15 protein-coding genes are annotated in these 17,449 nt (G+C 60.3%); 7 read left to right on the top strand and 8 right to left on the bottom strand.

From position 1 onward, the window contains the following. Position 1: 1 nt before the first annotated feature. From ACY4LX_RS20325 to ACY4LX_RS20310, 4 genes are all read left to right on the top strand, one after another. Positions 2–898 (top strand): LysR substrate-binding domain-containing protein, encoded by an 897-nt coding sequence (locus ACY4LX_RS20325; protein ID WP_463257603.1) that lies wholly within the window; start codon positions 2–4, stop codon positions 896–898. A 198-nt stretch (positions 899–1,096) separates the two neighbouring features. Then, positions 1,097–2,593: a helix-turn-helix transcriptional regulator gene (locus ACY4LX_RS20320; RefSeq protein ID WP_463257602.1), complete on the top strand. Its 1,497-nt coding sequence runs from the start codon at positions 1,097–1,099 to the stop codon at positions 2,591–2,593. A gap of 193 nt (positions 2,594–2,786) precedes the next feature. Continuing rightward, the gene (locus ACY4LX_RS20315; protein ID WP_149661425.1) at positions 2,787–3,035 is read left to right on the top strand and encodes a DUF1652 domain-containing protein; all 249 of its coding nucleotides are present in this window, start codon (positions 2,787–2,789) and stop codon (positions 3,033–3,035) included. Between the two features lie 197 nt (positions 3,036–3,232). Next, positions 3,233–3,427 (top strand): hypothetical protein, encoded by a 195-nt coding sequence (locus tag ACY4LX_RS20310; RefSeq protein WP_149661426.1) that lies wholly within the window; start codon positions 3,233–3,235, stop codon positions 3,425–3,427. A gap of 175 nt (positions 3,428–3,602) precedes the next feature. Here the strand turns inward: ACY4LX_RS20310 and ACY4LX_RS20305 are convergent, their stop codons facing one another. The 6 genes from ACY4LX_RS20305 to ACY4LX_RS20280 form a co-directional block, all read right to left on the bottom strand. Beyond that, positions 3,603–4,718 carry a Gfo/Idh/MocA family protein gene (locus ACY4LX_RS20305; RefSeq protein ID WP_463257601.1) on the bottom strand — a complete coding sequence of 372 codons (1,116 nt, stop codon included), beginning with the start codon at positions 4,716–4,718 and terminating at the stop codon, positions 3,603–3,605. Positions 4,719–4,999: 281 nt separating this feature from the next. Continuing rightward, positions 5,000–5,767 carry an SDR family oxidoreductase gene (locus tag ACY4LX_RS20300; RefSeq protein ID WP_133838939.1) on the bottom strand — a complete coding sequence of 256 codons (768 nt, stop codon included), beginning with the start codon at positions 5,765–5,767 and terminating at the stop codon, positions 5,000–5,002. Between the two features lie 25 nt (positions 5,768–5,792). Next, positions 5,793–6,860 (bottom strand): phosphotransferase family protein, encoded by a 1,068-nt coding sequence (locus ACY4LX_RS20295; RefSeq protein WP_133838940.1) that lies wholly within the window; start codon positions 6,858–6,860, stop codon positions 5,793–5,795. A gap of 232 nt (positions 6,861–7,092) precedes the next feature. Further along, positions 7,093–8,061 carry a 2-hydroxyacid dehydrogenase gene (locus ACY4LX_RS20290; protein ID WP_149661429.1) on the bottom strand — a complete coding sequence of 323 codons (969 nt, stop codon included), beginning with the start codon at positions 8,059–8,061 and terminating at the stop codon, positions 7,093–7,095. A gap of 214 nt (positions 8,062–8,275) precedes the next feature. Then, the gene (locus tag ACY4LX_RS20285; protein WP_463257600.1) at positions 8,276–8,893 is read right to left on the bottom strand and encodes a TetR/AcrR family transcriptional regulator; all 618 of its coding nucleotides are present in this window, start codon (positions 8,891–8,893) and stop codon (positions 8,276–8,278) included. Between the two features lie 33 nt (positions 8,894–8,926). After that, entirely contained in the window at positions 8,927–9,310 is a 384-nt protein-coding gene (locus tag ACY4LX_RS20280) for a tautomerase family protein (RefSeq protein WP_149662116.1), read from the bottom strand. Positions 9,311–9,578: 268 nt separating this feature from the next. Here ACY4LX_RS20280 and ACY4LX_RS20275 point away from each other — a divergent pair, with 268 nt between their 5' ends. Further along, complete coding sequence (locus tag ACY4LX_RS20275) at positions 9,579–10,859, top strand: serine/threonine transporter (RefSeq protein WP_463257599.1); 1,281 nt, start codon at positions 9,579–9,581, stop codon at positions 10,857–10,859. 240 nt (positions 10,860–11,099) lie between these two features. Next, the gene (locus ACY4LX_RS20270) at positions 11,100–12,779 is read left to right on the top strand and encodes a SulP family inorganic anion transporter (RefSeq protein WP_463257598.1); all 1,680 of its coding nucleotides are present in this window, start codon (positions 11,100–11,102) and stop codon (positions 12,777–12,779) included. 59 nt (positions 12,780–12,838) lie between these two features. Here ACY4LX_RS20270 and acnB read toward each other — a convergent pair whose 3' ends face one another. Beyond that, entirely contained in the window at positions 12,839–15,448 is a 2,610-nt protein-coding gene (gene acnB, locus ACY4LX_RS20265) for a bifunctional aconitate hydratase 2/2-methylisocitrate dehydratase (protein WP_149662153.1), read from the bottom strand. Positions 15,449–15,856: 408 nt separating this feature from the next. Between acnB and ACY4LX_RS20260 the strand changes: the two genes are divergently transcribed. Then, positions 15,857–16,327: a DUF1289 domain-containing protein gene (locus ACY4LX_RS20260; RefSeq protein ID WP_149662119.1), complete on the top strand. Its 471-nt coding sequence runs from the start codon at positions 15,857–15,859 to the stop codon at positions 16,325–16,327. A gap of 127 nt (positions 16,328–16,454) precedes the next feature. Here the strand turns inward: ACY4LX_RS20260 and ACY4LX_RS20255 are convergent, their stop codons facing one another. Next, the gene (locus tag ACY4LX_RS20255) at positions 16,455–17,318 is read right to left on the bottom strand and encodes a universal stress protein (RefSeq protein WP_149662120.1); all 864 of its coding nucleotides are present in this window, start codon (positions 17,316–17,318) and stop codon (positions 16,455–16,457) included. Positions 17,319–17,449: the final 131 nt, after the last annotated feature.

Genomic DNA, 17,449 nt, shown 5'->3' with positions numbered 1-17,449 from the left:
CATGGACCTGCGCTTGCTGCGTTATTTCATGGCCCTGGCTGAAGAACTGCATTTCGGCCGGGCCGCCGAGCGCTTGCACATCTGCCAGCCGCCACTGAGCCAGCAGATTCGCTTGCTGGAAGAGGAACTCGGCACGCCATTGTTCGAGCGCACCCATCATCGAGTCGAACTGACGGCGGCCGGGCAAATGCTCAAGGAGCAGGCGCCACTGGTCTTCGAGCAACTGAACCGTGCGCTGGACCTGACGCGCCAGACCGGGCGTGGGCAATTGGGCGAACTGGAAATAGGCATGATCAGCTCGGTGATGGTCGGCGTTCTGCCCCGGGCCTTGCACCTGTTTCGCGAGCGCTATCCGCAGGTCAATTGGCGCTTGCACGAGATGACCCCGGCGGCGCAGGTCAAGGCGTTGAAGGCTAAACGCATCGACGCCTGCGTGTTTCGAGTCGGCTCTGATGATCCGCAGTTGCGTAATGAACTGCTGATTTACGAGCCGATCCGCGTGGTGATGCCGGCGGACCACCTGTTGGCGCAACGCGAAAGCCTGGCGCCTGCGGACCTGGCGCAGCAACCGTTTGTGGCGCTGGAGCTCAAGCAATCGCGGTTTGCCGATTTCCTTTATCAGTGCTGCATCAAGGCCGGATTTACCCCGCAGATCCGTCAGCAAGTGATCGAGGTGCAGACCCTGCTCAGCCTGGTGCGGGCCGGGTTCGGCGTGGCGTTGCTGCCGGCCTCCATCGAACAGATGGCCCCGGCCGGCCTGGTCTTCCGCCGCCTGACCCCGGCGTTGCCGGAAGTGCCGTTATACGTTACCTACCGTGCCGACGATGCCTCGCCGGTGCTCAAGTTGTTTCTCGATACGTTGCGTGAGTTGATCGTCGAGGACAGCGTTAAACCCTGAGTTGAGGCAAGCCCCTGTGGCGAGGGGGCTTGCCCCCGTTGGACTGCGCAGCAGTCCCTTCTTTCTGAGGGCCGCTTCGCGCCCCAACGGGGGCAAGCCCCCCTCGCCACAGTGTCTGTATTCGCACGTTCCTATTCCACTGCGGTCGTAATCTTCACATGGGGGCTAAAGAGCGCCGCCGCACTTTGTGGAGATCCAATGAGCCAGGACGTCCTGACCACCGAAACCAATCGTCGTCAGTTGCAGCAGATCATTGCCGGTTTGTCCGACGGGGTGATTTTGCTGGAGCTTGACCAGACCATTCTCTGGGCCAATGACGCCGCGCTGGCCATGCACGGGGTCAAACGGATCAATGAGTTGGGGGCGAATGCCAAGGAGTATGCCGAGCGCTTCGCCTTGCGCTATCGCAACAATCACCTGGTGCCCGCAGACAATTACCCGATCAACCGGATCGCCCGGGGCGAGATTTTCAGTGATGTGTTGGTGGAAGTGATGCCGACCGACGACGAAGAGCGAATGCGGGTTCACAGCGTTCGCAGCATGGAACTGGCTGACGGCGCAGGTAAGACCGAATCCCTGGTGCTGATCATGAACGACGTCACCGAATGGGCCAGCGCCGAGCAGCGTTTCGAGAAGACGTTCAACGCCAACCCGGCTCCGGCGGTGATTTGCCGTCTCAGTGATTTGCGTTACATCAAGGTCAACCAGGGCTTCCTGGAAATGACCGGCTACACCCGTGATCAAGTGATCGGCGTGTCCACCTATGAGCTGGATATTCTGCAAGGCGCGGAAAAGAAAGACCTGGCAATCGAACGTCTGCGCCAGCACGCGACGATTCCGCAAATGCAGGCCGAGTTGAAGCTGCCCGACGGCGGCAGTAAACAGGTGGTCGTTGCCGGGCAACCCCTGGAGCTCAACGAAGAAGACTGCATGCTGTTTTCCTTCGTCGACATGGAGGCGCGGCACAAGGTCGAACTCGCCCTGCGCCAGAGCGAGGAGCGCTTCGCCAAGGCCTTTCGCCTGACGCCGGTGCCGACGCTGGTGTGCAGCGCCGAGGATCAGCTGGTGATCGACGTCAACGAAGCCTTCCTCGATACCCTTGCTTACCCCAGCGAAGAAGTGCTCGGCAAGACCGTGACCGAGATCGACTTCATCGATGACAAGGGCGCGCGCACGCGTTTGTTTGCGGCCCTGGAGAAGGCTGGCAGCCTGGATCGCATCGACGTCCGGGTGCGCAAGAAAGGCGCCGAGCTGATCGAGTGTGCCGTCTCGGCCGACACCGTGAATATCCAGGACAGCCCTTGCTACCTGTTGGTGTTCATGGACATTACCGAGCGCAAACGCACGGAACTGGAGCTGGTGTCGGCGATTGAAGAAGTGATGAAAGACGCCTCCTGGTTCAGTCGCACCCTGATCGAAAAGCTCGCCAATGTGAAAAACGTCAATTCGCCGAAGTTGCCTAGTGTGTCGTTCACCGACCTGACGGCCCGGGAGCGTGATGTCCTCGGGTTGATCTGTGAAGGCCTGGCCGACAAGGAAATCGCCGCGCGCCTGAAACTGGCGCCGAACACCGTGCGCAATCACGTTTCCACGGTGTATTCCAAGCTGGATGTGCACAGTCGCAGCGAGGCGATTGTCTGGGCACGCGAGCGTGGGTTGTTCTCCACCGAATGGCGGCCGAAGGCGCAGCGATAAGGTGCAAATGCACTAGCCGCAGCGGTGCAAATGAATGTTCTGGGCGGGTGCGCCAGTTCTTAGTCTGCAAGGGTGCGACAGAGGTCTTCGAACCCCGATCGCGTCCCTTCGAAAAAGCTTAAGGAACAGTCACATGGATCATAAACAGTTCAACAGCGTGTTCGTTTCTGCAGTGTTGGTTGGGTAAATCGGCATGATTTATTTAACTCAATTGCGTGCTCAACTGGAGCGCAGTTTTTCGCCGCTGGCCTGTGAGTGCACGCTCACGGGGGACAACTCCTTGACCGTGAAGCTCTATCACCCGGTGTCGGGGCAGGTGGACCTGGTGGTCAGTGGTTTGAGTGTGGCAAATCTCAGGACGCCTGAGGCTGTCTTGGCGTTGATCGAGGAGCTGCGGTATGAGCTTGAGAGCAATGGCCTGCATCGGCCTGAGACCTCATAAACCGTGGGCGGCCCCATCTGTGATCAGCCAATTCAAGGATGTTTACTGGCATTGGCAAGCAGCTAGGCTATAAGAAATGCGTGGTACTCATTTTCTGTGACCGGCCCGCGGCTGCGCGGTGATGTTTGCGTGTCGCGGAAACACGTCGATCAGCCACCGCAGGTCAGCCTATGAATAGTCTTGGGAAACGCGTTTTCATGCCACTGTCGCTCGCCTTTGGCGCGGTGATCGCCAGTGGTTGCGCCAGTCCTCCACCTCCGCCCCCCGTCATCGCGCCACCACCGCCGGAACGCACCTGTGAAACCCTGGATAAAACCGATGTGATGGGCGATGCGCGGATGGACGCGCAGGTGACTCGAACCACCACGACCACCCGTTGCGTCACTCAGTAGCCACCCGAAAACGTACGGTAAGCACAAGAACTTGTGGCGAGGGGGCTTGCCCCCGTTGGGTCGCGAAGCGGCCCCCGCTCTTCGCAAGCAAGGAAGGGGACTGCTGCGCAGTCCAACGGGGGCAAGCCCCCTCGCCACAGGTACAGCGTAAATTTCTGCCATCGGCTTGCCTGACTTACACCTCTTCAACCCTGACCCAACGCGCCTCCTGCGCCGCCAAACGAATCGCCGCCGCCAACCGTTCCACTTCCCACGCCTGCTCGAAATCCGTCCCGCCCTGGCTGAGCCCGGCCAACGCCATCACCAGGTCATGCACCTCCAGCGTCTTGAGTTCGTTGTAACCCAGCTGATGCCCGGCTGCCGGGCTGAACGCCGCATAACCTGGCAAGTTCGGCCCCGCCAGCACGCGCTGGAAGCCGTCCTGCCCGGCGCGGAACAGACGCAATTCATTCAAGCGTTCCTGATCGAAGGCGAGGGTGCCTTGGGTGCCGCTGATCTCGAAGCTCAGGTGATTCTTGTAGCCGTGCTTGAGCCAGCTGCTGCTGAACGTGCCCCGGGCGCCATTGGCGAAGCGCAGCAGCGCATGGACCTGATCGTCCACCGCGATGGAACGTTGCTCCTGGCTGCCGACGGTGGCGGGGCGTTGCCGGTGCACGGTCTGGGTGTCGGCGCACACCGCTTCGACATCGCCCACCAGAAAACGGGCCATCGACAGCAGGTGACTGCCCAGGTCCGCCAAGGCGCCGCCGGCATGCCCGGCATCGCAACGCCAGGACCACGGTGAGGCGGGGTCGGCCATGAAGTCTTCGCTGAATTCACCCTGGAAACTGATGAGGTCGCCCAACTCGCCATTCTGAATCAGCTCCCGCGCCAGGCCGATCATCGGATTGTGCTGATAGTTGTAACCCACCCGCGTCACCACACCCGCGGCTTTGGCCGCCAGGCGCATGGCGTTGGCTTGTTCGAGGCTCACGGCCAGGGGCTTTTCGCAATACACCGGTTTACCGGCGGCGAGGGCGGCCATGGCCATGGGGTAGTGCAAGTGATTGGGGGTAGTGATGGCGATCAGGTTGACCTTCGGGTCATCGATCAGCTGTTGCCAGTCGCTGTGGGCACTGCCGAAACCCCAGGCGTCCGCGCATTGCCGGGCACGCAGCGGGTCGGCATCGGCCAGGGAGGCGAGTTTGAGCTTAAAGGGCAGCTCGAAGACCGCGCTGACGTTGCGAAACGCTAAGGCGTGGGCACGGCCCATGAAGCCTGTGCCGATGAGTCCGATACCGAGTTCGCGCATAGCCGGGGTCCTTTTGGATTTTTGTTTTCAGGAGGGCTATTTATGGAATAAATATTCGTTATTTGCAAATAGTAGAATTTATATTTCTTCAGGCTGATCGCTGATCGTTCCCACGCTCCGCGTGGGAATGCAGCCCGGGACGCTCCGCGTCCCAATCGAGAGCTGGAACGCGGAGCGTCCCTTGAGGCATTCCCACGCAGAGCGTGGGAACGATCAGTGGGTGACGGCGTGCAATAAAAAAGGCAGCCCTGAGGCTGCCTTCGTGTATCCGGCGCATCGAATCAGGACAGAAAACCCCCATCCACATTCAACGAAACCCCAGTCGTATAGCTGGAAGCATCACTCGCCAGGTACAACACCGCCCCCGCCATCTCACTCGGATCCGCCACACGCTTGAGCGGAATCTGCTGCAACGCCGTCTTCAGAATCGCATCGTTCTTCACCAGCGCCGAGGCGAACTTGGTGTCGGTCAGGCCCGGTAGCAACGCGTTGCAACGGATGCCGAACTGCGCGCATTCCTTGGCGAAAACCTTGGTCATGTTGATCACCGCCGCCTTGGTCACCGAGTAGATGCCCTGGAAGATCCCCGGCGAGATGCCGTTGATCGACGCTACGTTGATGATGCTGCCGCCGCCGTTGTCGCGCATCAGCTTGCCGGCCTCCACGGACATGAAGAAGTAGCCGCGGATGTTCACGTCGACGGTTTTCTGGAAGGCGCCGAGGTCGGTGTCCAGCACGTTGCAGAACTGCGGGTTGGTCGCGGCGTTGTTGACCAGGATGTCCAGGCGCCCGAATTGTTCGCGGATGGCGGCGAAGACTTGGGTGATCTGTTCCATTTCACCGATGTGGCAAGCGATGGCGGTAGCTTTGCCGCCGGCGGCGATGATCGCGTCGGCCACGTGTTGGCAACCGTCGAGTTTGCGGCTCGAAACGATCACGTGGGCGCCTTGCTGGGCCAGCAGTTTGGCGATGGCTTCACCGATGCCACGGCTGGCGCCGGAGACGAAAGCGATCTTGCCGTCGAGGTCGAACAACTGAGTCTTGGACATGCTGTTTCCTTGTTATGGAGCCGGATCAGAGGCTGGATTTCTGGATGACCTGCAAGCTCATCTGCTCCAGCAGTTTGTTCATGTGAATGAACTGCGCGAAGCGTTTGTCCTGGGTCTGACCATGGAAGAAGCGGTAGTAGATCTGCTGCACGATGCCGGCCAGGCGGAACAGGCCGTAGGTGTAGTAGAAGTCGAAATTGTCGATCTGGATGCCTGAGCGTTCGGCGTAGTAATCGACGAATTCGCGGCGGGTCAGCATGCCCGGCGCGTGGCTCGGCTGGCGGCGCATCAGCTGCACCGGCGCCGGGTCGCTGGCTTCGATCCAGTAGGCGAGGGTGTTGCCCAAATCCATCAGCGGATCGCCAAGGGTGGTCAGCTCCCAGTCGAGCACACCGATGATGTCCATCGGGTTGTGCGGGTCGAGGATCACGTTGTCGAAGCGGTAGTCGTTATGAACGATGCTCGACGTCGGGTGGTCGGCCGGCATCTTGTCGTTGAGCCAGGCCTTGACCACGTCCCACTGCGGCGCGTCTGGGGTCAGCGCCTTCTCGTAGCGCTCGCTCCAGCCTTTGATCTGCCGGGCGACGTAGCCTTCGGGTTTACCGAGATCGGCCAGGCCGCAGGCCTTGTAGTCGACCCGGTGCAGCTCGACGAACTTGTCGATAAAGCTTTTGCACAACGCTTCGGTCTGGGCTGAGTCCAGACCCAGTTCCGGCGGCAGTTCCGAGCGCAGGATGATGCCGTTGACCCGCTCCATCACGTAGAACTCGGCGCCGATCACCGATTCGTCGGTGCAGTGTACGTAGGCCTTGGGGCAGTACGGGAAGCCGTCCTTGAGCTGGTTGAGAATGCGGAACTCGCGGCCCATGTCGTGGGCGGACTTGGCCTTGTGGCCGAATGGCGGGCGGCGCAGGACAAATTCCTGTTCGGGGTATTCCAGCAGGTACGTCAGGTTCGACGCGCCACCGGGAAACTGACTGATCGCAGGCAAACCGCTCAAGCCCGGAATATGGGCCTTGAGGTACGGATCAATCAGGCTGGCATCAAGTTCTTCGCCGGAGCGGATACGGGTGGACTGATCAGTAAGCGCCATGCTTATCCCTTCTGCTTATTTTGGAGGCCAGACATCATTGGCTAATCTAATGGTGAGACGGGCGTGCCACAAGCGTGGCACGGTCTTATAGGTTAGCGTGTTGCTGGATAATCAGCGTTCCTGATGTGTGAAAAGCGGCGGCGCGGGCGATGGCGCAGGAGGTGCTGCGCTTCCAGGAAGGAGTTTTTTGGGTGAGCTGATCCCGGCGGTTGTGGACGCTGTTGGGTGTGCTTTAGGGGGCACTCCGGGCGAGGATCGGAATCGGCAACTCAATCGGTGTCAGCACCGGATGGCCGGCAAAGAACGCCAGCAGATTCTTGCCAACCAGCTCCACGGTGCCTTGGGTTGCCTCCGGGGACAGCCCGGCGACATGGGGGGTCAGGATCACATTGGCCAGGGTTTTCAGGGCGTCCGGCACCTTGGGTTCGTGGTCGAACACATCGAGTGCGGCGCCACCGATCCGGCGTTGCTCCAGTGCGCTGATCAGGTCTGCCGTGACCACAACGCTAGCCCGGGCAATGTTCACCAGAAAACCGTTAGGCCCCAGCGCGTCCAGCACTTGACGATTGATCAAGTGCTGGGTGCCCACCCCGCCCGGGGTGGCGACGATCAGGAAATCCGACGCCCGGGCCAATTCCGTCGGCGTCGAGCAGTAGCTGTACGGCACGTCACTGCGATGCTGACGGTTGTGGTAACTCACGCTCATGTCGAAACCATTGCCCGCGCGTTTGGCGATGGCCATACCGACCGCCCCCAACCCGAGAATACCCAGGCGCTTGCCGGCCAGGGACGGGCGCATGATTTTTGGCCATTCGCCACGGCGCACAGCGGCATCGGCCCGGGGAATGTCGCGTACCAGCGACAGCAACAGGGCCATGGCGTGGTCGGCTACCGAAGAGGCATTGACCCCGGCGCCATTGGTGACTGTGATGCCACGGTCGCTGGCGGCTTGCAGGTCGACGTGTTCGTAACCGGCGCCGATCACACAGATGATTTTCAGGGCGGGCAGGGCGGCGATTTCTTCGCTGTACAAGCCCAGCGGGCCGCGGGTCAGCACGGCATCGATGCGTGAACCGTGGGTGGCGATGGCCTGGCTGCGCTCGGCAGGCGTCGGCGCCAGGATCAGGTGAAAGCCCTGATGTTCAAGAATCGGCAGGTAGTCATTGATGGTTTCAACCAATACCAGAACGGTTGCAGTCATGCTGGGCTCCTGTGGGCACCGAAATGTCGGGGGCTCGAAAGTCGTTTCAGATTGCTGATTCCAGAGCGGTTTGGCAATCACCAAAGATCATAGGCTATGGGTTGATGTGCCGTGAGAGCGGGCGCCCCGAATCCGACGCCGGGCATGGCCCTGTAGGAGCAAAGCTTGCTCGCGATGGCGATTATAAGGACGCCATCGCGAGCAAGCTTTGCTCCTACAGGGTCGGCGTTACCGGTTTCTGAGTGGTGTCGTCCACCGTCAGGAACGCCCGCGCGGCATCGAGGATTTCATCAGACAGGGCATCGCCGCGGGTGGCGCGGGCCAGGGTCAGGGCGCCGACCATCAGCGAGTAGTCCACCAACGCTCGTTGCCGATTGGCTTCGGGCTGATCCGCGCCCATCAGTGGGGTGAGCATTTGCAACAATGCTTCGAGGCCCTGGGTGTAGGTCTGGTGTAAACCGCTTTCAATGGCTTCGTGGCACATGTCGCCGGCGAACGCCGTGACCGGGCAGCTTTCCCCAGGATTGTCACGATTGGCCGCCGACAGGTAAGGCGTGATGATGCTGGCGCGAGCGGAGAGTTGGTCGCCGCTGTCGTCGATTTTCTGCTTCCAGCGTTCCAGCGAATGGCTGAATGCCCGGCTGCAGGCCTCTTGCGCCAGGGCTTCCTTGGACTCGAAGTGCCCATAGAACCCGCCATGGGTCAGGCCGGCGGCGCCCATCACATCGACGACACTGATGCCATGCAGGCCGCGCTCGCGAAACAGCCGTGTGGCGGCCTCGACGATGATTTCGCGGTTGAGGACGGCTTGTTTGCGGGAGACTCGAGGCATCAGCGGCTCACAGGTAGAGGGGGCGGGGAGGCATCAAACGGCGTATTGGGCAATCCCGTTGCCGAACGACCAGTTCTCTTTCTTCACTTCCACCAGATTAATGAAAACATCTTCCAGGCGTATCGCCAGTTCGGTATTCAAGCTTTCGGCGATGGTTTTGAAGAGGCGTTTTTTCTGCTCAAGGGTGCGGCCTTCATTCAGGGTGATCTGGATCACCACCAGGCTGTCGGTACGCTGGATACCCAGGTATTCGGTGTCGAAGATGAAATGCTGCTCATCGTGCTCGGCCAGAATCTGGAAATTATCGTGTTCCGGCACATTGATGGTGCCGCGCATGGCGGCGTAAATCAGCTGGCCGACGCGTTTGGCGAAAGTGGGATCCTGATGCTTTTTGATGTCGACACGAACCAGTGGCATGGGATGACTCCGGACGGACTGAAGGTCGATTAAAAATACATGACAGTTGAACTTTAAAAAACTGAAATTTGCCTGTGTGCCTGACACGGGGCCGGGTGCAGGTCCTTCGGCGCATCTGATCCGCACAACCGCTCCTCAGCTAAGTCTTTGCTTCTGCTCATTAATCCCGGACAATCGCGCCCCTGTTTCGGCCAGGGCGCTGCCTGTCGGATTTTTCCGACTCGTCCTGACCGGGTAGCAACTGACCGGAATGCGGAGATCCCACCGGATGAATGATCAGGCCAATAGCGTCGACGAACGCTATGTAGCGGCGACACCAGCGACCCTCGAAAGCTGGAATCGCCATGACACCACCTGGATGCTCGGCCTGTTTGGCACGGCGATCGGGGCGGGTACGTTGTTTTTGCCGATCAACGCGGGTCTGGGCGGCTTCTGGCCGTTGATGGTCCTGGCGGTGCTGGCGTTCCCCATGACGTTCTACGCCCACCGTGGCCTGACCCGTTTCGTGTTGTCCGGCCGCAAAGGCGCGGACATCACCGAAGTGGTGGAAGAGCACTTTGGTATCAGTGCCGGTGCGCTGATCACCTTGCTGTACTTCCTGGCGATCTTCCCGATCCTGTTGATTTACAGCGTGGCGCTGACCAACACCGTGGGCAGTTTCCTTGAGCATCAAATGCACATTGAGCCGCCACGCCGGTGGTTGCTGTCGCTCGTGCTGATCCTCGGCCTGTTGGGTGTGGTGCGCTGTGGCGAGCAAATGATCGTCAAGGCCATGAGCCTGATGGTTTATCCGTTTATCGTGGCGCTGCTGTTCCTCGCGGTGTTCCTGATTCCGCACTGGAACGGCGGCATTCTCAGCACCGCGTCCACGCTGCCGGAGCCGTCGGCGCTGTTGCGCACCCTGTGGCTGGCGATCCCGGTGATGGTGTTCTCGTTCAACCACTCACCGATCATCTCGGCGTTCGCGGTGGACCAGAAGCGTCGCTACGGCGATCACGCCGAAGAGCGCAGCTCGCAGATCCTGTCCCGTGCCCACCTGTTGATGGTGGTCATGGTGCTGTTCTTCGTCTTCAGCTGCGTGCTGACCCTGTCCCCGGCGCAACTGGCTGAAGCCAAGGATCAGAACCTGTCGATCCTGTCGTACCTGGCCAACCACTTCAGCAACCCGACCATCGCCTTCGCGGCGCCGTTGATTGCCTTTGTGGCCATTTCCAAGTCGTTCCTGGGCCACTACATCGGCGCCAGCGAAGGCTTCAAAGGCCTGATTGCCAAATCTGGCGCACACCCGTCGCCTAAAAACCTGGACCGCATCACCGCTGCCTTTATGCTGGTGGTGTGCTGGATCGTCGCGACCTGGAACCCGAGCATCCTCGGCATGATCGAAACCCTCGGTGGCCCGGTCATCGCGGCCATCCTGTTCCTGATGCCGATGTACGCGATCCGCAAAGTACCGGCCATGGCGCGATATCGCGGCCAGGCATCCAACGTCTTCGTGACCGCGGTGGGCCTGGTGGCGATTTCGGCGTTGATCTATTCGCTGACCGTCTGATAACACATGATCGTTCCCACGCTCTGCGTGGGAATGCCTCAAGGGACGCTCCGCGTTCCAGCTGTAAAAAGGGACGCGGAGCGTCCCGGGCTGCATTCCCACGCAGAGCGTGGGAACGATCACGCCCAATCCTTGCAACGCACCTGACCCAGCGCACGCATCCCAGCGGATAAACGACTACCCTAGAGCCCTCAAGGACGCGTCTTGGACGGCCTGTTGATCTTTCTCTGGAGACGCTGCATGGCTCGTGCTCAAGGCGCCTCGGTGCAACCCCGTGCCGATACCCCCAACCGTTGGCAGGACCTGTTGGCCGGGCTGTCTATTGCCGGTTTGCTGCTGCCTGAGGCCGTGGCTTATTCCAGCATCGCCGCGGTGCCGCCCCAGGCCGGGGTGATTGCGTTGTTTGCCGGTTTGCTGTGCTACGCGTTGTTGGGCACCAGCCGCTTTGCCATTGTGTCTGCGACCTCATCCTCTGCCGCCGTGCTCGCCGCCGCCACTGCCACCCTGGCCAATGGCGATTCGGCCCTGCGCCTGTCGCTGGCGATCGGCCTGGTGCTGGTGACGGGCGGATTCTTCCTGTTGGCCGGTCTGTTGAAACTCGGCAGCGTGACCTCGTTCATTGCCAAACCGGTGCTGCGCGGGTTCGCGTTCGGGCTGGCGGTGACGATCATTCTCAAGCAGGTCGCGAGCATCGTTGACGTGCACTTGAGCAATGGCAACCTGATCCGTTTCGTCCCGCAACTGCTGGAACAGTGGCCGCAATGGAATCGGGTCGGTTTGCTGGTGGCGGCCGTGGCGCTGCTGGTGTTGGCGGTGTGCGCGCGATTCCGTCGGGTGCCGGGCGGTTTGCTGGTGGTGGCGCTCGGTATCGCGGCCAGTCACTGGCTGAACTTGCCGGCCTATGGCGTGGACCTGATCGGCGTCATCGACCTGAGCCTCGAAGTGCCCCGACTACCGGTGTTGCCGTTTGCTGACTGGTTGCGCCTGGGCGAGTTGGCGTTCGCCATGGTGATGATTCTGTATGCCGAATCCTACGGCTCGATCAGTTCCTTCGCCTTGAAGCATGGCGACCGGGTGTCGTCGAACCGCGACCTGTTGGCCCTCGGCGCAGCGAACCTGTTGTCGGGCCTGTTCCATGGCATGCCGGCGGGCGCCGGTTACTCCGCGACCTCGGCCAACGAGGCGGCCGGTGCCGGCTCACGGCTGTCCGGCGTCGTCGCGGCGCTGGTGGTGTTGCTGATCGTCCTGACGATGTTGCCCTACATCGCCCTGACGCCCGAGCCGGTGCTGGCGGCCATCGTCATCCATGCCCTGGCGCGCGGCTTGAGCCTGCAACCCCTAGGCCGCTATTTCATCTGGCGCCGGGATCGGGTGCTGGTGATTTGCGCGGTGGCGGCGGTGCTGGTGTTGGGCGTGCTGGACGGCTTGCTGGTGGCGGTGGTGATCAGCGTGGTGCTGATGCTCAAGCAGATGTCCTCGGCGGATATTCAAGTGCTGGGGCAGATGGGCGATGGTCACGATTACGTCGATGTGCAACGTCATCCGGACGCCCGGCAAATCTCCGGGGTGCTGATCGTACGGCCCAGCGAGGCACTGTTTTTCGCCAATGTGGAACGCATCCTGGGTGGCGCGCTGCGACTGGCCCGCCATGCGGAGCCGCCGGTGCATACGATTATTCTCAGTCTGGAAGAATCCCCGGATCTGGACGGCACCAGCATCGAAGTGCTGGAAGGGTTCTTTTTGCAGGTGCGGGCCGAGGATAAATTGCTGATTCTGGCGCGGCTCAAGCACGAGGCCAAAGCGGTGCTCTCGACGTTGCCGGCGCAGGAACTGGAGCAGGTGATTCTCAGCGGGTTGAGTGTCGACGGCGCGGTGCAGCAAGCCCTGAATCCGCCCGAGCCGCAAGCTCCCTCGCCATAGAGGCATAAAAAAACGCCGCTCATCTCGCGATGGGCGGCGTTTTCTATTGCGTTGCAGCGTTAGGCTTGAACGACCGGAATGTTGGCGTTCGCAGCAGCTTCACGGAACTCGGCGATCTGGTCGAAGGACAGGTAGCGGTAAACATCAGCCGCCATGCTGTCGATCTTGCCAGCGTATTCCATGTACTCCTCGACGGTCGGCAGGCGACCCAGGATGGAAGCAACAGACGCCAACTCAGCCGAAGCCAGGTAAACGTTCGCGCCGTCACCCAGACGGTTCGGGAAGTTACGGGTCGACGTCGACACAACAGTCGAGTTCGGCTCTACACGTGCCTGGTTACCCATGCACAGCGAGCAACCCGGCATTTCCATGCGTGCGCCGGCCTTGCCGTAGATGCCGTAGTAGCCTTCTTCGGTCAGTTGGTGAGCGTCCATTTTGGTCGGCGGCGACAGCCACAGACGGGTTGGCAGCTGACCCTTGACCTGATCCAGCAGCTTACCGGCAGCGCGGAAGTGACCGATGTTGGTCATGCATGAACCGATGAACACTTCGTCGATCTTCTCGCCAGCAACGCTGGACAGCAGACGGGCGTCGTCCGGATCGTTTGGCGCGCAGAGCACAGGCTCTTTGATGTCAGCCAGGTCGATTTCGATGATTTCAGCGTATTCGGCGTCAGCATCGGCCACCATCAGCTCAGGGTTGGCAACCCAGGCTTCCATCGCTTGAGCGCGACGTTCCAGCGTACGTGCATCGCCGTAGCCTTCGCCGATCATCCAGCGCAGCAGGGTGATGTTGGAGTTCAGGTACTCGGTGATGGAGTCTTTCGACAGCTTGATGGTGCAACCGGCAGCCGAACGTTCAGCCGAGGCGTCGGACAGCTCGAAAGCTTGTTCGATGCTCAGGTTGTCCAGGCCTTCGATTTCCAGGATGCGGCCGGAGAACGCGTTCTTCTTGCCTTTCTTCTCGACGGTCAGCAGGCCAGCCTGGATCGCGAAGTAAGGAATGGCATGAACCAGGTCACGCAGGGTAACGCCCGGTTGCATCTTGCCTTTGAAACGAACCAGGATCGATTCCGGCATGTCCAGCGGCATAACGCCGGTAGCAGCAGCAAACGCCACCAGACCGGAACCGGCCGGGAACGAAATGCCCATCGGGAAACGGGTGTGGGAGTCACCACCGGTACCGACGGTGTCCGGCAGCAGCATACGGTTCAACCACGAGTGGATGATGCCGTCGCCCGGACGCAGGGAAACACCGCCGCGGGTCATGATGAAGTCTGGCAGGGTGTGGTGGGTGGTCACGTCGATCGGCTTAGGGTAAGCCGCGGTGTGGCAGAAGGACTGCATCACCAGATCGGTCGAGAAGCCCAGGCACGCCAGGTCTTTCAGTTCATCACGGGTCATAGGACCGGTGGTGTCCTGGGAACCGACGGTGGTCATCTTCGGTTCACAGTAGGTGCCAGGACGAACGCCTTTGCCTTCTGGCAAACCGCACGCCTTGCCGACCATTTTCTGTGCCAGGGTGTAGCCCTTGCCGGTGTCGACAGGTGCTTCAGGCAGTTTGAACAGATCGGTAGGACCCAGGCCCAGTTCGGCGCGCGCCTTGTCAGTCAGGCCACGGCCGATGATCAGCGGAATACGACCGCCGGCACGCACTTCGTCCAACAGTACCGGAGTCTTCATTTCGAAGGTGGTCAGGACTTCGTCAGTGCCGTGTTTGCAGACTTTGCCAGCATGCGGGTACAGGTCGATCACGTCGCCCATGTTCATGTTGGTCACGTCGAACTCGATTGGCAGTGCGCCGGCATCTTCCATGGTGTTGTAGAAGATTGGAGCGATTTTGCTGCCGAAGCAGAAACCGCCAGCGCGCTTGTTCGGCACGTTAGGCACGTCGTCGCCGAAGAACCACAGGACCGAGTTGGTTGCCGATTTACGCGACGAACCGGTACCGACCACGTCACCGACGTAAGCGATAGGGAAGCCTTGACCGCGCATTTCTTCGATCTGCTTCATCGGGCCAGTCACGCCTTGGGCGTCAGGCACGATGCCTTCACGGGCCATTTTCAGCATGGCCAGGGCGTGCAGCGGGATGTCCGGGCGGGACCAGGCGTCCGGGGCAGGGGACAGGTCGTCGGTGTTGGTTTCGCCGGTGACCTTGAACACGCGCAGGCTAATCTTGTCGGCCAGGACAGGGCGGTTCTTGAACCACTCGCCGTCAGCCCAGGATTGGAGCACGCCTTTGGCGTGTTCGTTGCCGTTCTTGGCTTTTTCCGCGACATCGTGGAACGCATCGAACATCAGCAGGGTGTGCTTGAGTTGAGCGGCAGCGACCGGGGCCAGTTCGGCGCTGTCGAGCAGGTCAACCAGGGTCACTATGTTGTAGCCGCCCTGCATGGTGCCGAGCAGTTCAACCGCGCGCTTCTTGTCGATCAGGGGGGAGGTTGCTTCGCCTTTGGCCAGGGCAGACAGGAAACCAGCCTTTACATAGGCTGCTTCGTCCACGCCAGGTGGAATGCGATTGGTGATCAGGTCAACGAGGAAAGCTTCTTCGCCAGCCGGGGGATTCTTCAGCAGCTCGACCAGGCCTGCAGTTTGTTCGGCGTTAAGCGGCTGGGGAACGATACCCAGTGCTGCACGCTCTTCGATATGTTTGCGGTAGGCTTCAAGCACAGTTATTACCCTCATCAGTGGTCCCAAATGGGTGTCCGGGACGCTCATCCCGAAATGGCCGTACTCATGCGCTGCGTGGCGTTGTGGGCCACTTAGCCAGAATTACCGACCATTCCTTACAGAAGCTGCTTTCAAAGTTTTACGCCTGCAGAACGGGGAGCTGATGAGGGTTGGCGTAGAGCTTTTCCCCGCTGGAAAAACCCTTCGCCAACTCCGCTCTGAAGGAACGACTGTGCTCGTGACGCTTTGAAAACAGCTTCAAACGGACATTGGCGCCTTAAAAGGCTGGCTGATTCTACGGCAAAAAAAATATAAACGTAAGTTAGCCCTTTAACTTTGAGGGGTGATCAATGTTAGACAAAGGGCTAACATGCCGACCTGTTCTGCTTTCCCGTGTTTTGCCTACCTATGCCCAATCAAACCATCAAGACTCCCTGCGTCGGCCTCTGTTCCACCGTTTACGGTGACCTGGTGTGCCGTGGCTGCAAGCGTTTCCACCACGAAGTGATCAACTGGAACGGTTACAACGAGGAAGAAAAACGCGCGGTATGGCTGCGTCTTGAGCAACTGCTGTCCCAGGTGATGGCCAGCAAGCTGGAGATTTTCGACCCGCAGCGCCTGCGGTTGCAGCTTGAACAGCGCAAAATCCGCTTTGTACCGCACCAGTCGGAATATTGCTGGGCCTACCAGTTGATCGCTCGCGGGGCGCGGGTGATCAACAATCTGGAAGCCTACGGGATGGTGTTGATGCCGGAGTTTCGCGACTGGAACCTGCCGCAATTGCGCGATGCCATTGATCGGGAGTTTTTCCTGCTGTCGGAGGCGCATTACCAGCGCTATATCGCGCCGGGGTTTCTCAAGGATGCCTTTGGCAACTAAAGCTTAAAAGCTTCGCGGGCAAGCCTCGCTCCTACAGGGTATGTGTCGTACACAACATTTGTGATCAACACGATCCCTGTAGGAGCGAGGCTTGCCCGCGAAGGCGTCATTACTGACACCACACCCCTCAATGCCGCGTCACAACCTCTTCCAGATGATCCATGATCTCATCCGGCTTGAGCACCAGCACATCGCTCTCCACCGCATCCAGCACCACTTCCGCCGTATTGCCGATCAACGCCCCGGACAGCCCGGACCGCGCTACGGTGCCAATCACGATCACTGCCGCGTTCAGCTTGTGCACCATATGCGGAATCAGCACATCCGCCGGGCCTTCCTCGATATGCAGGTGCTCGTCGTCAATATCGAATTCGGCCTGGAATGCCTTGCACTGCTCGCGATACTTGGCCTCGATGGTCTCGCGCAACTGAAACACCGGGTCCGCCGACGACAGCATCGGTGACGGATGCGCACTGATCACGTGCAACTGCGCCTTGGCCAGGCTGGCGATGTCGTAGCCGTGATCGACGATGCAGGCGTGCAACGTGCGATGTTCGCCGTCGGTGTTGCCGACGTCGATGGCCGCCAGAATCACCCCGCCGGCCCAGGGTTTCGAAGTTTTCACCAGCAGCACCGGCGTCGGGCAGTAGCGCAGCAATTTCCAGTCCGCCGGGGTCAGCAGGGCCTTTTTCAGTGGGCTGTCGGGGTAATGCTGCTTGACCACCAGCCCACAGCCTTCGGCTTGCTGCACGTCAACGATGGTTTCATGCAGGCTCTCGTTCCAGGCCTGCTCGGTGGTCACGCTGTAGCCGTCCTCCACCAGCGCAGCCTTGAGCACGCCGAGCATGCCGCTGTGGTCATGCTTTCGATCACACACCAGTAGGTGCAAATGCGCCTGGGTTACGCCCGCGATCAACTTTGCGCGCTTGAGCGCCAGGCTTTCCGAGTGTTCGGGTTCGATGACCACCAGGATGCTGCGGATGGCTTGCATGGTCGGGATCTCCAGGAAGTAAAGAACACTGCGTTGGACAACTATAGTTGCTGCTCGGGAATACGGGACTTGATGCATATCAATGGCGGCGACTGGTGGTCTGCCGACAAGCCCGTATAATCGGCGCACTT

The organism is Pseudomonas sp. Emmai (assembly GCF_055179735.1).
This window is presented reverse-complemented; position numbering and strand designations above follow the sequence as displayed.

Excerpts from the sequence above, each read along its gene's own strand:
- ACY4LX_RS20270 (WP_463257598.1), top strand. The coding sequence starts at position 11,100 with ATGGCTCGTGCTCAAGGCGCCTCGGTGCAACCCCGTGCCGATACCCCC.
- ACY4LX_RS20255 (WP_149662120.1), bottom strand. The coding sequence starts at position 17,318 with ATGCAAGCCATCCGCAGCATCCTGGTGGTCATCGAACCCGAACACTCG.
- ACY4LX_RS20285 (WP_463257600.1), bottom strand. The coding sequence starts at position 8,893 with ATGCCTCGAGTCTCCCGCAAACAAGCCGTCCTCAACCGCGAAATCATC.
- ACY4LX_RS20315 (WP_149661425.1), top strand. The coding sequence starts at position 2,787 with ATGATTTATTTAACTCAATTGCGTGCTCAACTGGAGCGCAGTTTTTCG.
- ACY4LX_RS20275 (WP_463257599.1), top strand. The coding sequence starts at position 9,579 with ATGAATGATCAGGCCAATAGCGTCGACGAACGCTATGTAGCGGCGACA.
- ACY4LX_RS20305 (WP_463257601.1), bottom strand. The coding sequence starts at position 4,718 with ATGCGCGAACTCGGTATCGGACTCATCGGCACAGGCTTCATGGGCCGT.
- ACY4LX_RS20260 (WP_149662119.1), top strand. The coding sequence starts at position 15,857 with ATGCCCAATCAAACCATCAAGACTCCCTGCGTCGGCCTCTGTTCCACC.
- ACY4LX_RS20310 (WP_149661426.1), top strand. The coding sequence starts at position 3,233 with ATGCCACTGTCGCTCGCCTTTGGCGCGGTGATCGCCAGTGGTTGCGCC.
- ACY4LX_RS20300 (WP_133838939.1), bottom strand. The coding sequence starts at position 5,767 with ATGTCCAAGACTCAGTTGTTCGACCTCGACGGCAAGATCGCTTTCGTC.
- ACY4LX_RS20320 (WP_463257602.1), top strand. The coding sequence starts at position 1,097 with ATGAGCCAGGACGTCCTGACCACCGAAACCAATCGTCGTCAGTTGCAG.
- ACY4LX_RS20280 (WP_149662116.1), bottom strand. The coding sequence starts at position 9,310 with ATGCCACTGGTTCGTGTCGACATCAAAAAGCATCAGGATCCCACTTTC.
- ACY4LX_RS20325 (WP_463257603.1), top strand. The coding sequence starts at position 2 with ATGGACCTGCGCTTGCTGCGTTATTTCATGGCCCTGGCTGAAGAACTG.
- ACY4LX_RS20290 (WP_149661429.1), bottom strand. The coding sequence starts at position 8,061 with ATGACTGCAACCGTTCTGGTATTGGTTGAAACCATCAATGACTACCTG.
- ACY4LX_RS20295 (WP_133838940.1), bottom strand. The coding sequence starts at position 6,860 with ATGGCGCTTACTGATCAGTCCACCCGTATCCGCTCCGGCGAAGAACTT.